The following is a 15,165-nucleotide window of genomic DNA, read 5'->3' on the forward strand; positions in this document are numbered from 1 at the left end:
TACCACACGTGAACACGTTAGAAGGATATTCTTTATCAAGCCAGCAGAAACGAATTTGGGATTTGCAAACTACGTTTAATTCTCTGTTATATAACTATTTATCTATGAAAATAGAAGGGAATCTTTCAATTCCTGAATTGACAAATTGTTTTTTGAATGTAATCAACCAGCATGAAATTTTGCGATCAAGCTTTCAGGATTTTGATGGAATAGATTACCCGATCCAAATCATTTCTGAAAAAGCTATGGCCGGCTTTTCCTATTCGGAAAATACTTCTTCAGAAGAAGATAACCAGCAAAATCCAAAGGAAATCGTGACAAACAAATTACAAATGGAAAGAGGAAAAACCATACAAATAGAACTTAAAAAAGTGAATGATCACGAGTATAAACTAGATTTGTATGGTATTGCCTTATGTACTGATTTTAAATCACTCCAACTCATTGTGAAGCAGGTTTTTGAACTTTATACTTCCAAGAATACAGTCCCTCAACAAGAAATCATTCAATATGTCGATTTTAGCCAGTGGCAAAATGACCTTTTTGAAAATGAGCACCTAATTTCCTATGAAAAATTCCAATTATCTAAAAATGTACTCCCGTATGAAATGCTTACCGAGTCTTCAACAGAAAGCGATCAACAGTCCTTGCGATTAAAAGTATCTAAGAAACTGTCTGGAAAGATAAAAGAATTAGCAAAACAGCATAATACTTCCATATCAACAGTCTTCTATACTGGCTGGAAGGCTTTTCTATCAAAAGTAGCATGTCATGACATTCAAGTAGGAATGGTAATAGATGGCCGTACCTATGAAGAATTGAAACAAAGCATTGGACAGTTTGAGAAGGTAGTTCCTATTCAGGCTAAATATGATCAGGGAACCTTTATAGAATATAACGATATCATTCAAAACGAAATAACCGGTTTGATGGAAAATGTTGAATATCTCAATCTTTCAAACCTGCTTGAATCACCAGAAAACTATATACCTTACCAATTTCGATTCTTAGATCATGAACCAGCAAAACAAGAGGAAATAAAACTAAAGATTATAGATTTAGTAACAGAGGACGAAAAATATAAGCTCTTGCTGTCCGTATTGCCTGCAAAGGAAGATTTTGAACTGTTCCTGCAGTTTAATGCATGCATGTTTTCAGAGATAGATGCTGAAAAGCTGTTTAGTCAGTATCTTTATTTCCTTGAACAATGTGTGGATAGACACTCAGAGCAAGTAGCATCTATTTCCTACCTTTCAAAAGAAGAGGATGAGAACCTTTTTAATAGGTTAAATCATGAATCCTATTTGACCCATGGATTGGATTCCTTTCAGTCAAACAGAAATGTTATCGAGTATATCGAGGATAAAGTCCAAGCAAATGGTGAGCTTTTGGCAATTATCGATGGAGCTCAATCTATTACGTATCAGGAATTAAATAAAAAAGCTAACCAGCTTGCCCGGTATTTACATCGTTTCCTGCAGCCGGAAGACCGTGTCGTATTATGTTTACCAAGATCCGTGGAAGCAATTATTTCCATGCTGGCTGTTTTAAAAACAGGAGCCAGCTTCGTCCCTGTAGATATCAAATGGCCTATCAACAGGATTAACTATGTTGTAGGAGACAGTGGTGCCAAACTATTAATCTCCAATCAGCAAAATCTTTTGAGTGAGCTAAAGGAACTGGCTGTAAAATGTGTTGATTTAGAAGAAGAAAGTGAGCTGATCAAGGAGCAGGATGAAAGCTCGCCTTATACTCCCCTGGCACCCCAGCAGCTGGCTTATGTCCTGTATACTTCTGGATCAACCGGCCTTCCAAAAGGAGTCGGGATTCAGCATGGAAGTCTATTGAATTATCTAGAGTGGTTTGATCAACAATTTTTAAATGAGAGGATCAGACTGCCATTTATTTCAGAATTAGGATTTGACGCATTTTTAAAACAAGTTTTTTATCCGCTGATGATTGGGGAGCAAATTACTCTATTTTCAGAGGATGAGATATTGAATCCTCAAAGGTTTATAAGAGGTTTTTTGGACAAGCAATTAAATGCTTTAAATTGTGTCCCTTCTTTATGGGCAAGTATTATAGTTGAAATCCAAAAAGATGAAGAACTGGCAGCGAGTTTGCGAAATCAATTAAGAGTGTTATTTGTGGGAGGAGAAAAGATAAGCACCTCTCTCCTTATTCGAACTTGGGATTTGTTTCCGCATTTGCAGGTAGTAAACCTCTACGGGCCAACGGAGATAACTTCGAATGCTACATTTGCAATCGTAAAAAACGAAAGGTTTGTTCCAATCGGTTCGCCTGTGAAAAATGCGGAGGCTTATGTATTAGATGAAGAGATGAAACGAACTTCTGCAGGAGAAATTGGTGAGCTTTACATCGGTGGAACGGGACTCGCCCGCGGTTATTTGGGAAAGACAGCTCAAACAGCAGCACATTTTGTTCCTCATCCTTTTTCAAAATTACCTGGAAAAAGACTTTACAAAACAGGAGACCATGTCAGGTTAATGGCCAACGGACAATTAGAATTCATTGGCCGTGTAGATGAGCAGATAAAAGTGAATGGCAAGCGGGTCGACCTAAATGAAATTGAAGCTGTCATTATGCAGCATCCAGGTGTAAAAGACGCTGTTGTTCTTTCGATCGATAATAGTCAGGGATTATCGTTGATTGCCTTTTGTGTCCCTTCTGTAGAAATAAGTGATGACGAGCTAAAGGCGTTTTCAAGGAAATGGCTCCCTCAATATATGGTACCTGTAAAATTCATCAGCCTGACTGAAATACCGCTAAATGCAAATGGGAAAACAGACAAAAGAGCTCTATGCGATTTATATGAACAGTTTAAAGAAGAGACATATGTTGCACCTCGAAACGATTTTGAAGAAGTCATTGCAGGAATTTGGAAAGGTGTTCTAAAGAGAAAACAGGTTGGAATAACAGACAACTTTTTCGAGCTGGGCGGCCATTCTTTAAATGCCACCCAAATTATTTCAAGAATCCGGAAAATATATCAGCTTGAAATACCTGTAAGCCTGCTGTTTGAAACAGAGACAACTGAGAAGTTATGTGCGGAAATGTATTCTTTTTATCCTGAGCAAATTGAGTACATATCTATGGTATCGAAGGCTTATCTTGAGGCTCAGAAAATGGCAAATGAAGAGTCCATGCAGAAGCAGTGAAAGGAGGGTCAAATATGAGCTTGGGAAAAGAATTAGAAATACTCGAACGTTTGAAAAAAGAGATGGGAATTAAGTCATTGGACGGGATACCAAAACGAAAGAACCTTGGCGAATACCCATTGTCATTTGCACAGGAAAGAATGTGGTTTACGAGCCAGCTTGATCCGAATAGTGCTGCCTATAATATACCTCTTGCGATGAGAATCGAAGGGTATATAAATATTAACCAATTGGAACAGTCCTTTAACTTTGTCTTACAAAGGCATGAGGTTCTGCGGGCGAGGTTTACGAATGAAAGAGGAGTGCCTGTTCAGCATATTAGTCCATTTAAAAAAGCAGCCATCCAGGTTGTAGAGGTTTCGGGAGAAGATGGGATCGATCAGAAAAAGCATGTAAAAAAATTGGTCAATGAGAGAGCAGCTTCGCCGATAGCCTTGGATTCAGATTGGTTATTTAATATCACCTTGTATAAGTTATCGGAAAATGAGCATATTTTGCTGCTGGTTTTACACCATGTTATTTTTGACGGATGGTCCACAGGGGTTTTAATGAATGAAATCATTGAATCCTATCATAGTGGAGAAGAATCCTCTACTGACCTAACGATTCAATATGCGGACTATGCTGAGTGGCAACGGGACAAATTGTCGAATGGAGAATATCAAAATCAGGTGGATTATTGGAAAGGAAAAATTGGTTCCAATCCGCCGGAACTGCAGCTTCCTTACGATTATCCAAGACAAAAAGGACAGTCTTTTGATGGTGACATCAAGAGGTTTACTTTAAACAGAAGCTTAATCAGTTCCATCATAGATGCAAGCAAGGAGTATCGAACATCTCCATTTGTCATCCTTTTGTCAGCTTACTATCTCTTTTTATACAAATATACGGGCCAAAAGGAAATCATATTAGGTGTACCTATATCGAATCGCCAGCAACTTGATATTGAGCCGCTTATAGGCTGTATTGCTAATACGATTCCCGTAAAAGGGAATATCCAAACTCATCATCCTATAAGTAATTTCATTGAACAGGTAAGTATAGCAACACGCGAAGCACAAGATCATCAGGAATTGCCTTTTGATAAATTGGTGGATGAGTTAGATATTAATCGAACGCTGTCATACAGTCCTGTATTTCAGTCGATGTTTGTCTTTCAGCATCAGCATCATTCAAGCCTGAAATTGGGCAGCAGCTTGTTAACTCCTTATGAAGTGGAAACGAAAACAAGTAAGTTTGATTTGTCGCTATCCATTATGGAGACGGAAGATGGAATCGAAGGTTTTATAGAATACTGTGACAAGCTCTTTAAACCCGAAACTATTAACAGAATGGTTGCTAACTATATCAACATTTTAGAAGAGATCGTCTATGAACCTAATAAATTAGTATCCGAGATTTCTGGTATGTCACAAGCAGAAAAACAGGTAGTCCTTGGTTCATTAGACATGATGACCTATGAAAAATCAGGATCCATTCATCACCGCTTTGAGGAGCAAGTGCAAAAGTTCCCAAGTGCTGTCGCACTAGCAAGCCAGGGCCATCAAATGACCTATACTGAGCTCGATCAGCAATCCAATCAATTAGCCCGTTATCTGCAAAGAAAAGGAGTAGGGTCAGAAACAAAAGTGGCGGTTAATATGGATCGGTCAATCGATTATATCGTTAGCATTTTAGCGGTCTTAAAGGCGGGCGGTACATATATACCGATGGATCCAGACCAGCCGTCAAGCCGGTTGAGATACATTATTGAAGACTCAAAATGTGAAATTCTTCTGACCAAGGCAATGTATAAGAAATTATTTGATGATCATATTAACTGTTTGGTTATTCAATATGAAGACAGGGAGTGGATGGAAGAGAGCTGCCTTCCATTGAATATACCAGTGAATTCCGATCAGGTAGCATATATCATTTATACTTCTGGATCGACTGGGAAACCGAAAGGGGTACTGAACACCCATCATAATGTTCTCCGTTTATTTGACAGTACAAGGAAACTCTTTCAGTTTACTGAAAAAGATTCTTGGACATTATTCCATTCGACAGCTTTTGATTTTACTGTGTGGGAAATATGGGGAGCCCTTTTTCATGGAGGAAGGTTGCACATTATCTCGTCTGAAATGAGGCGAACGCCAGAAAAATTTTATCGTTTACTTCACGAGGAAGGAATCACGGTCCTAAATCAAACACCGTCAGCATTCAAAGAGCTGCTAAATGTTATGAATCAAGAAAGGCATTCGCATTCTTTAGAGCATCTTAGATATATCGTATTCGGCGGAGAAGCTTTGAATTTTCAAGATCTTGCACCTTGGTTTGAGCAATATGGGAATCAAACCTCACTTATTAATATGTATGGCATTACAGAGACGACTGTCCATGTCACATGGCGAGAAGTGAATCAAGAAGATACAAAGAAAGCTGCTGGCAGCTTGATTGGCCGGCCTCTTGAAGATTTGAAGGTATATGTGCTGAATGATGAGTTAAACCCAGCCCCTATTGGTGTGCCTGGAGAAATGTATGTGAGTGGAGAAGGGCTGGCGCGGGGTTATAGTGAAAGGTTTGCTCTAACTGCAGAACGGTTCATTCCGAATCCGCTATCTTTAAATGGAGGAAGGCTTTATAAGACGGGAGATATTGGTAGATATACTCCAGACGGAGATATTGAATATGTTGGAAGAATGGATGACCAAGTAAAAATCAAGGGCCATCGAATCGAGCTTGGGGAGATCAAGAGCTTCATTGCAGATTGCAGACAGGTAAAGGACTGCAGTGTATTAGTACGAACCAATGAAAAAAATGAAAAAGAATTAGCAGCCTTTGTAGTATTCAATAAGCCCGATGTTACTGAAGACCTTTTGCGCGATTTACGAAAAACACTTATAGATGGTTTGCCAAAATATATGTTCCCCTCTCACCTTTTGATGATAGAAAGCATCCCGGTTACGACGAATGGGAAAGTAGACAAAGACTCTCTGTTAAAGCTTTGTGAGAATACGAGACAGGGAGTTCAGCGCAAGCCTGAAACAAAAGTGGAAAAGGATTTAATCGAAATATGGAAGCATGTATTGAATAAGGAAGAAGTCCATTTAGAAGATAACTTCTTTTCGCTTGGCGGAGATTCTATCCGCAGCTTAAAAGTCATATCGGAAGCAGAAGAAAAAGGCTACCTCTTCACGATCGAAGAGTTATTTCAAAACCAGACGATTGAGGAACTTGTGCAGCTGCTGAGTCAAAAAGATTTTCAGGAGAATGAAGAAGGTACCTTAAGTCCCTTTGCTTTAATTTCAGAAGCCGAACGTTCCTTTATAAAAGAGGGGATAGAAGATGCCTATCCATTGACCAGAGCACAGGAAGGTATGTTTTTCCATATGGAGCAGTACCCTGACGAGCCCTTATACCATAATATCGACAGTGTCCTCCTAAAGGGTCAATTTCATTATGAGCTGTTTATGAAAGCCGTTCAGGAAATCGTATCAGAAAATGTCATGCTGCGCACTTCCTTTGATCTAAAAACATTCCAAATCCCTATGCAGCTAGTTCATAAAACGGCTTCGCTTCCTGTTGGCTATTTGGATATAAGGAATTTTTCACACAATGAACAGGAACATATGATTGATCAGTATGTTGAGCAAGAGAAGAAAAATACTTTTGACCTGACAAAGCCAAGCCTGCTGAGATTTTTTATTCATCAAAGAAGTGATGATACGTTCCAATTCAGCCTCACAGAATGTCATTTAATATTTGACGGCTGGAGTTTAACCTCGACACTTGCTGAAATATTCCAATTGTACTTTCAGCTTCTCGAGGGAGAGACGGCAAGAAAAAGACTGAAATTGTCAATCGATTTTAGGGACTTTGTCAATTTGGAACGACAAGCGATTGAGAGTAATGAGCACATTGAATTTTGGAAAGACTTCTTATCGGATTGCCAAACGCTCAAGCTCCCTATATATGAATCTAAAAAATTGTCCAATCAGGCATTTAAGGTCCAGAGAAGAATTTTGGAGCTTTCCAAAGAAACATCCCATCAGCTGAAAAAATTATCTGAAAGCTGCCATGTTCCGGTGAAAAGCATCTTGCTTGCGTCCCATATTAAAGCATTGCAATCAATGAGCGGACAATCGGATATCGTTACTGGAATGGTTTCAAATGGAAGAATGGAGAAAAAAGACGGCGAGAAGGTTAAGGGGCTATTCATTAATACTTTGCCATTCAGACAAAAGGTAGAAATCAGCGACTGGGTTGGCTTAATAAACAGAACCTTCGAATTAGAGCAAACTATTATGCCGTACAGAAGACTGCCTTTACCTGAAATCCAGCGACATGTAAATCAGGCACCTTTATTTGAAACAGCATTTAATTATGTATATTTCCATTCAATGGAGCCGCTATTAACATCAGATAAAATGGAATTTTTAGGTTTTAATAGCAATTCAGCTAATGATACACACTTTAAATTAATGGTGACCTTCTCTAATCATCCGCCTGATTATGAAATCAGATTGACGCTTGCTTATGACGAGAGCACGTTTACTGAAGAACAAATGGATACAATCGTAGAAATTTATCATAATATTTTGAAGTCTATTTCGTCTGACCCGTTATCTTATCATGATCAAATGTCATATTTACCAGAAAACGAATACGAAAAAATTGTTCATTTATGGAATGAAAATAAAGAGGAGTTTCCTGCTGAATCCCTTTTGCTTCATGAACTGATAGAAGAACAAGCAATAAAATCACCTCACTCAGTGGCGCTTGTTTATAACGATGAAGAAGTAACTTACGAAACACTAAACAACGAAGGGGATAAAATAGCATCCTTCCTAAAGAAAAAAGGGTTATCTGAAAATTCCTTTATCGGAATTTATATGGATCGCTCGTTCGAAATGATGATTGGGTTGGTAGGGATTCTAAAGGCCGGCTGTGCCTATGTCCCACTTGATACCTCTTACCCATCAGAAAGAATTCAGTACATGGTAAAGGATTCAAGAGTAGAGTGTATATTAACTTCACATGAAAGAGGCCGGGATTTAGAGGGGCTTGCTGAATGCTATATGGTTAAAGATATTCTTAGGGAAAATCATATGAAGCATAAAGCGCCTTCTGCCCAAAAGGCTGAACATCAGCTCGCATATATGATCTATACGTCAGGCTCAACGGGTCAGCCAAAGGGAGTCAAGGTACCGCATAAAGGGGTAGTCAATCGGATTTTATGGATGCAAAAGAATTATGGTGAAATAAAGTCAGAACGAGGGTTGCACAAAACACCGCTCAGCTTTGATTACTCTGTTTTTGAAATCTTTAGTGCTCTTTGTACAGGAGCTGCATTGATTCTTGCTAAACCAGATGGGCATAAGGATAGCGGGTATCTTGCTAAGTTAATCAAAGATCATGATATTACAACCCTTTACTTTGTCCCTACTATGCTGCAGGAATTTTTAAATGTCCCTGATGTAGAATCCTGCACATCCATTAAGAGAGTGTTATGCAGCGGTGAGCCCCTTACCCCGCAAATAAAGGAGAACTTTTTTAACAAGCTGGACGGGGATCTTTACAATCAATACGGCCCAACAGAGGCTTCTGTAGAAGTGACATCCTTTAAGTGTGACGAAAGCGTCCCTGCTGTCCGTATCGGTAAACCGATGGCGAACGTTCAACTCTATCTACTGAATGATGACCTTCAGCCAGTCGGGATTGGGGTCATTGGAGAATTATATATTGGGGGGGCAGGGCTTGCGACTGGATATAACCAGAACCCAAGCTTAACTGCTGAGAATTTTATACCTAATCCTTTTTCAAGTAAGGAAGGGGACCGTTTATACAAAACAGGTGATCTGGCCAAATATACTCCGGATGGAGAAATAGAATACGTCGGCAGGAAAGACAGCCAAATAAAATTACGTGGAATCAGAATTGAATTAAGTGAGATTGAATCGGCAATCAGGGGGCATCATCTCTTGAAAGATGGGATTGTCCTCTATAAAAAAGATAAAGAATCACCTCAAGGACTGCTTATTGGGTATGTTATTCCCGAATCAGGAGTGTCTTTAACAGAACAAGAGGTAAAGAACCTTTTGAAAGGCAGCTTGCCGAGGTTTATGATTCCAGAGCGTATGGTTTTATTAGACGCATTTCCAGTTAATCCTAATGGGAAGCTGGACCGTAAAGCTTTGCCTAAACCTTCCATGGTAAGAGAAGGAGCCGATAGTGAGTACAGTCCGCCTGTGACACCAATAGAGAAACAACTGGCTGTTTTATATGAAAAGGTTCTTAACGTAGATAGGGTAGGGCTAAATGACGACTTCTTTGAATTAGGGGGCAATTCTTTAACAGTCGTTCACTTAATGAATCATATCGAGAAAATACTAGGACAAAAAGTGCCGTTGGATATTATTTTTGATAACCCTACTATTAGTCAGCTCCTTGAAAAGGTAAATGAAAAACCCTCATCTTGAGGATATAAGTATGATGTTGGCTGGAACAAAGAAAGATGAGGTGAGATAAGGCGGAATGAAAATCTTTCAATTTTTATTTAGTCATTCTAGAAAAAATATCATTTTTGCCCTTTTAGCAGGAATTGTGAGCGGCGGGTGCAGCACTGGTGTAATCGCCCTTATTAATAATGTGCTAAATACAGAGGGAACTAGCAGTTTTCCACTGATTATAGGGTTTATTGGTTTATGTTTAATGACGCTTTTTAGCAGTTTATTATCAGGTTACTTGCTTATTCGTCTTGCTCAAGGTTCCATTATCCAGTTAAGACTGAACCTCAGCAAAAGAATTCTATCAACTCCTTTGCGGAAATTAGAAGAACAAGGTTCTCATCGTTTGCTTGCTGTTTTGACGGATGACGTTATGTCGATCATGAATGCCATTACTGTAAGCCCGATGCTTGTTATTAATTTAGTTATTGTTCTAGGGTGTTTTGGATATATGGGGTGGCTTTCGCTTCCTGTCCTAGCGATTGGGCTCGCTTTTATGGGAATTGCGTTTATCAGCTACCAGGTTCTTATGAAATTCGCCAATAAATCTTTACTTCAGGCACGGGAGGAGCAGGACGAGCTTTTTGATCATTTTAATGCCTTAACCAGAGGTACTAAAGAGTTAAAAACGAACAAAAAACGCAGGATTGCTTTCTTCAATGAGGAGTTAATTCCAACTATTAAAGGCGTGTATCGGAGTACTGTAAAAGGAATGACGATCTATACAGCAGCCGGGAATTGGGGGCAATTACTTTTCCTTTTCTTTATTGGCATCGTCATATTTGTAGGCCCGAGCCTGAATACGGTAACTTCTGAAGTTTTAATTGGCTACACATTAGCTATTTTGTACATGATTACACCTTTAGTTACAATCCTGAATGTCCTGCCGAATTTCGGTAGAGCAAATATCTCATTGAAAAAGATAGAGAGCCTTGGATTGTCATTAGAGGATAAGTCGTTAATCGAGGAAGCAGATCCTATTGAAACTAGCTTTCAAATACTTAAGGTTAATAAATTGACTCATCAGTATTACCGGGAAAAGGAAGATCTCAACTTCACCTTAAATATTGAAAATTTGGTTTTTACTCCGGGCGAGATTGTATATTTAGTCGGGGGGAACGGCAGCGGCAAAACAACCATTGCCAAGATGATTACCGGCCTGTATTTGCCGGAAACAGGCTCAATATATGTAGATGGACAGGAAATTACGAGCAGCAATATAGACAAGTATCGTCAGCTGTTTTCAGTCGTTTTCAGTGATTTTTATCTTTTTAACAACTTGTTGGGCATAGATTCTTCAAAACAAGAAGAAGAGGCACAGAATTATTTGGACCTGCTTCAGTTAAATCATAAGGTTAAGCTGGAAAATGGAAGATTCTCGACAACCGAATTATCACAAGGACAGAGAAAAAGATTGGCTTTGTTAACAGCATATTTGGAAGACCGCTCCTTTTATGTGTTCGACGAATGGGCTGCAGATCAAGATCCGATATTCAAAGAAATTTTTTATACGAAGCTTCTTCCTGACCTAAAAAGCAGAGGGAAAACAGTTCTTGTAATAACCCACGATGACCAATATTTCGATTTGGCAGAAAGAATTATCAAAGTAGATTATGGTCAAATCATCAGCGATACTAAAACCGGCGAAGATAACGGGGAGAATAATAGGGCATTGAAGGAACTGGTTAGCGAGTATTAGAGATTAGAAGAATTCTTCCTTTAAAGGAGGTGAGAAAATGAGTCAATCCAAGATCTTATACAGGGTGGTATTTAATCATGAGGAACAATATTCCATATGGCCAGCCCATAAGGCAGTGCCTGCTGGGTGGACTGAAGAAGGCACAGTAGGAGAAAAAGAAGAGTGCTTAAAGCATATCGAAAAAGTTTGGACAGATATGAGGCCGCTCAGTTTACGCGAGCATTTGAAATCCCCTGAGATTAATAGAGTTTAATGTTTGTTTACTACAAGGAAGTGTATTTGGGGGGACAGTCATGTTTAAAGGTCAAAAAATAATTGTGACTGGTGGTTCGAGGGGAATAGGCAGAGCGACAGTAGAGGCTTTAGCAAAAGATGGAGCTCATGTTGCTTTTACTTATTACAGTAACCACCAAGCAGCAGAAGAAGTGTATGAAGCAACAAGGGGTTTTAAAGGGCAGGTAAGGGGATTTCAGGCCAATGCGAAATCCCTAATAGAGACAAAAGAAGCAGTGAAAGAGATGAAAGAATTCCTCGGCGGTCTTGATTCGCTAGTCATAAATGCAGGGGTAAACAAAGACACGCCTCTTCTAATGATGAAGGAGGAAGATTGGGATAATGTAATCTCCACTAACTTAGGCGGTACATTCAATTTTGCCAAATCAGTCATTTATGAAATGATGAGGCAAAAACGTGGAAAGATCGTATGCATCACATCTGTAAGCGGAATAAAAGGCATTCCCGGTCAGACGAATTACTCTTCCTCCAAGGCGGCGCAAATCGGTTTTGTACGGTCTTTGTCTAAGGAAGTTGCCAGGTATAACATTAATGTGAATGCAATTGCACCCGGATTTATAGAAACGGATATGTGGCATTCAATTGATCAAGTGAAACGAGAAGAGCTTTTGAAAGAAATTCCGCTAGGCAGACCGGGTTCACTTGAAGAGATCTCTGAAACGATTAAATTTTTGCTTTCTCCGTATGCAGGTTATATGACAGGAAGCGTATTGGTTATGGATGGCGGACTTAGCTCCTAGACTAACAGTAAATGGAAATTTATAATTTTACTAAAAAAATGGAGGCTTATACTCATGACAAATTTAAAAGAAGAACTAAGAAATATTATTGCAGATGTGATCGAGGATGAGGAGTTTGCAGATACAGATGATTTTGTAATGAATCTTGGGGTAGATTCTATGATGGCACTTGAAATCATCGCTCAAATTGAACAAAACTATAATATCACAGTTAGTGAAGAATATGTGACAAGAATCAGATCCTTAAACGAGGTACATGAATTGGTCGTCGAATTGCTTGAATCTAAAGGTGCAAAGGAAGAACAAGTAAATGCCTAAAAGAATAGTAGTAACTGGAATTGGCGTGCTTTCTCCAATCGGTTCTACTAAAGGCGAGTTTTGGAACAATTTATGCGAAGGAAAGGTTGGGACAAAACAGGATGTCCAAGCCTTTAATACAGAAAAGTTTGATGTGCATATTGGCGGAGAAGTAAAAGATTTTGATCCCAACCCATTTTTTGAGCATCTGAATCCCAATGAATTTGGAAGAACGACTCAATTAGCAGTAGCAGCAGCTAAAATGGCCCTTCAGGATGCAGAAATCGACATAAGCGAACTATCTGAAGAAGCAGCTGTATGCATTGGAACAACAATGGGCAACAACTCTGTTATTGAAAGCCATCATAATTTACTAGAGCAAGAAAATAAACCTGCTGATCCTAAATTTATATCCCATTATCCTTTAAATATGATATCAGCAGCTGTTGCCGAGGAATTAGAATGCGAAGGAACATGCATGGTTATTCCGACAGCTTGTGCAGCAGGAAACTATGCCATTGGATTAGGGAAAGACCTGCTGGAAGATGAAAAGGCTAAAATCGCAATTGTAGGCGGCGCTGATGCGATGTCACGGGTTATTTATACAACGTTCCATCGCTTAGGAGCATTATCAGAGGATGCCTCCAAGCCTTTTGATAAAAATCGTAACGGAATCAATGTAAGTGAAGGAGCAGGCATGTTGATTTTAGAGGAATACGAGCATGCCATGAAAAGAGGTGCCCGAATATATGCTGAGCTGAAAGGGTATGGCCTCGCTTGTGATGCACATCATCCCACAGCCCCCCATCCTGAAGGGGAAGGTGCCGTACATGCTATCCAAGAAGCGTTACGGGATGCAAGGCTCTCTTTAGATGATATTTCTTATATTAATGCCCATGGAACAGGTACGCGAGCGAACGACCATACCGAATCCATTGCGATTAAGACTGTTTTTGGGGACAAGGCTGAAACGATCCCGGTAAGTTCCATCAAATCCATGCTTGGCCATACGATGGGAGCGGCGAGTGCTATAGAAGCAGTTTGCTGCACATTAGCCATTTACGAATCTGTTATTCCTCCAACAATGAATTATGAGGAACCTGACCCTGACTGTGTTCAGAACGTAGTACCGAATAAAAAGCTGCTTGCCACAGTTGATTATGCTTTAAGTAATTCCTTTGCATTTGGAGGAAATATATCCAATATTATCCTGGGAAGGTGTACCCATGCATGAAAATGATCCGATAGTCGTCACAGGTATTGGGAAAGTAACGCACCTTGGCTGTGATGTCGAACAGTTTTGGGACGTTATGTTTGAAGAAGAAACAGACAAACTCGTTTTGTCTAAATTACAAGAACTTCGCCGGCAAAAAACCTTTATGGTAGGAGATAACTGGAATCCTAAGGAATTATTAGGACAGCGAGGGTTGAGGTTTATGGTTCCCGCTACCAAGTATCTTATGGGCGCAACGAAGCTTGCTTTAAAACATGCTCAGCTTTTGGATTCTATGCCTGCCCCCAAAGAACTTGGAATCGTGGTGGGGTGTAACTTTACTGGGATGGAATCAGCAATCGATTATGACCAGACCACCATATCCGATGGCCCTAAATTTGTCAGTCCAATGCAAGCCCCTAATGCTTTGGGCAATTCCCCTGCCTCGCAGATGGGAATCAAATTCAATGCCCAGGCGAGTAATACGACGCTTGCTACAGGAAAGTGTGCAGGACTCGATGCACTTGGATACGGTATTAATTTAATTCAAAAGAAAAGAGCGAATTATGTCATTGTTGGCGGAGTCGAACACCTGAATGAAAATATCGTTTGGCTGTATGAACAATCCAAATTGTTGCCGTCAGTTTATAGTGACAAGCAGGGCATCCCTTTTTCCTCCGAATCAGCAGGTTTGATTGCTAGTGAAGGAGCAGGTGTGGTGGTACTTGAAAGACGATCGAGCGCCTTAGCTAGAGGAGCAGCTATTTGGGGAGAGGTTGCAAACTGGGAAAGCGGATTTTCTTTGAACCGAAAGAGCGGGCATCGTACAAAAACACTGAAAAGAACATTAACCAGGCTTCTAACAAGTGCAACACTTTCCCCGAATGAAGTTGATCTCATTATATCAGGAGCAAATGGATATGTTGAGATGGACGAGATTGAAAGAGATGTATTAGGAGAAATGTTTGATAGCGAAAAGACATCTATCTACCCTGTCAAAAGGATCATAGGCGAGTCCTTCGGAGCAAGCGGATTGCTTCAGCTTATAGCAGGACTAGGGGTATTGGCAAAACAAAAGCTTCCAGCAGACACAAACCTTAGGGAAGTTCATTTGCAGCCTGTCTCAACTACAGCTGGAGGAAGTCTTGAAAGATCATTCCAGAACAATCCAGACCGTATTCTCTTAACATCCCAGAATTATTCAGGGGAAATGAGTGCTGTCCTTGTTCGAAATGTCTAATTGATTATTTAGGGG

Annotated in this window: 8 protein-coding genes; all 8 read left to right on the forward strand. The window is 39.8% G+C overall.

Annotated elements, in window-relative coordinates:
• The first annotated feature begins 8 nt into the window (after window positions 1-8).
• Genes IC621_RS04540 through IC621_RS04575 form a run of 8 tightly spaced genes read left to right on the forward strand, consistent with a single transcriptional unit; the run spans window position 9 to window position 15,150 of the window.
• A complete protein-coding gene (locus IC621_RS04540) occupies window positions 9-3,179 on the forward strand; it encodes an amino acid adenylation domain-containing protein (RefSeq protein ID WP_191156189.1) in 3,171 nt (1,056 codons plus the stop codon).
• A gap of 14 nt (window positions 3,180-3,193) precedes the next feature.
• Entirely contained in the window at window positions 3,194-9,640 is a 6,447-nt protein-coding gene (locus IC621_RS04545; protein WP_191156190.1) for a non-ribosomal peptide synthetase, read from the forward strand.
• A 55-nt stretch (window positions 9,641-9,695) separates the two neighbouring features.
• Window positions 9,696-11,366, forward strand: a complete 1,671-nt coding sequence (locus tag IC621_RS04550) for a cyclic peptide export ABC transporter (RefSeq protein ID WP_191156193.1) — start codon at window positions 9,696-9,698, stop codon at window positions 11,364-11,366.
• Between the two features lie 37 nt (window positions 11,367-11,403).
• Window positions 11,404-11,619: an MbtH family protein gene (locus tag IC621_RS04555; protein ID WP_191156200.1), complete on the forward strand. Its 216-nt coding sequence runs from the start codon at window positions 11,404-11,406 to the stop codon at window positions 11,617-11,619.
• A 40-nt stretch (window positions 11,620-11,659) separates the two neighbouring features.
• Entirely contained in the window at window positions 11,660-12,400 is a 741-nt protein-coding gene (gene fabG / locus IC621_RS04560; protein WP_191156203.1) for a 3-oxoacyl-ACP reductase FabG, read from the forward strand.
• 54 nt (window positions 12,401-12,454) lie between these two features.
• Window positions 12,455-12,718 (forward strand): acyl carrier protein, encoded by a 264-nt coding sequence (locus IC621_RS04565; RefSeq protein WP_191156205.1) that lies wholly within the window; start codon window positions 12,455-12,457, stop codon window positions 12,716-12,718.
• Window positions 12,711-13,931, forward strand: a complete 1,221-nt coding sequence (locus IC621_RS04570) for a beta-ketoacyl-[acyl-carrier-protein] synthase family protein (protein WP_191156207.1) — start codon at window positions 12,711-12,713, stop codon at window positions 13,929-13,931. The genes IC621_RS04565 and IC621_RS04570 overlap by 8 nt, the downstream gene beginning before the upstream one ends.
• Window positions 13,924-15,150 (forward strand): beta-ketoacyl synthase N-terminal-like domain-containing protein, encoded by a 1,227-nt coding sequence (locus IC621_RS04575; RefSeq protein WP_191156209.1) that lies wholly within the window; start codon window positions 13,924-13,926, stop codon window positions 15,148-15,150. The genes IC621_RS04570 and IC621_RS04575 overlap by 8 nt, the downstream gene beginning before the upstream one ends.
• Window positions 15,151-15,165: the final 15 nt, after the last annotated feature.

Origin of the sequence: Metabacillus arenae, assembly GCF_014773385.1 — a bacterium.
In the GTDB taxonomy this organism is placed as follows: Bacteria; Bacillota; Bacilli; order Bacillales; family Bacillaceae; genus Metabacillus_D; species Metabacillus_D arenae.

Bases quoted from the DNA above. Each gene is read 5' to 3' on its own strand.
- IC621_RS04545 (WP_191156190.1), top strand. From the start codon at position 3,194: ATGAGCTTGGGAAAAGAATTAGAAATACTCGAACGTTTGAAAAAAGAG.
- IC621_RS04550 (WP_191156193.1), top strand. From the start codon at position 9,696: ATGAAAATCTTTCAATTTTTATTTAGTCATTCTAGAAAAAATATCATT.
- IC621_RS04555 (WP_191156200.1), top strand. From the start codon at position 11,404: ATGAGTCAATCCAAGATCTTATACAGGGTGGTATTTAATCATGAGGAA.
- fabG (WP_191156203.1), top strand. From the start codon at position 11,660: ATGTTTAAAGGTCAAAAAATAATTGTGACTGGTGGTTCGAGGGGAATA.
- IC621_RS04565 (WP_191156205.1), top strand. From the start codon at position 12,455: ATGACAAATTTAAAAGAAGAACTAAGAAATATTATTGCAGATGTGATC.
- IC621_RS04570 (WP_191156207.1), top strand. From the start codon at position 12,711: ATGCCTAAAAGAATAGTAGTAACTGGAATTGGCGTGCTTTCTCCAATC.
- IC621_RS04575 (WP_191156209.1), top strand. From the start codon at position 13,924: ATGCATGAAAATGATCCGATAGTCGTCACAGGTATTGGGAAAGTAACG.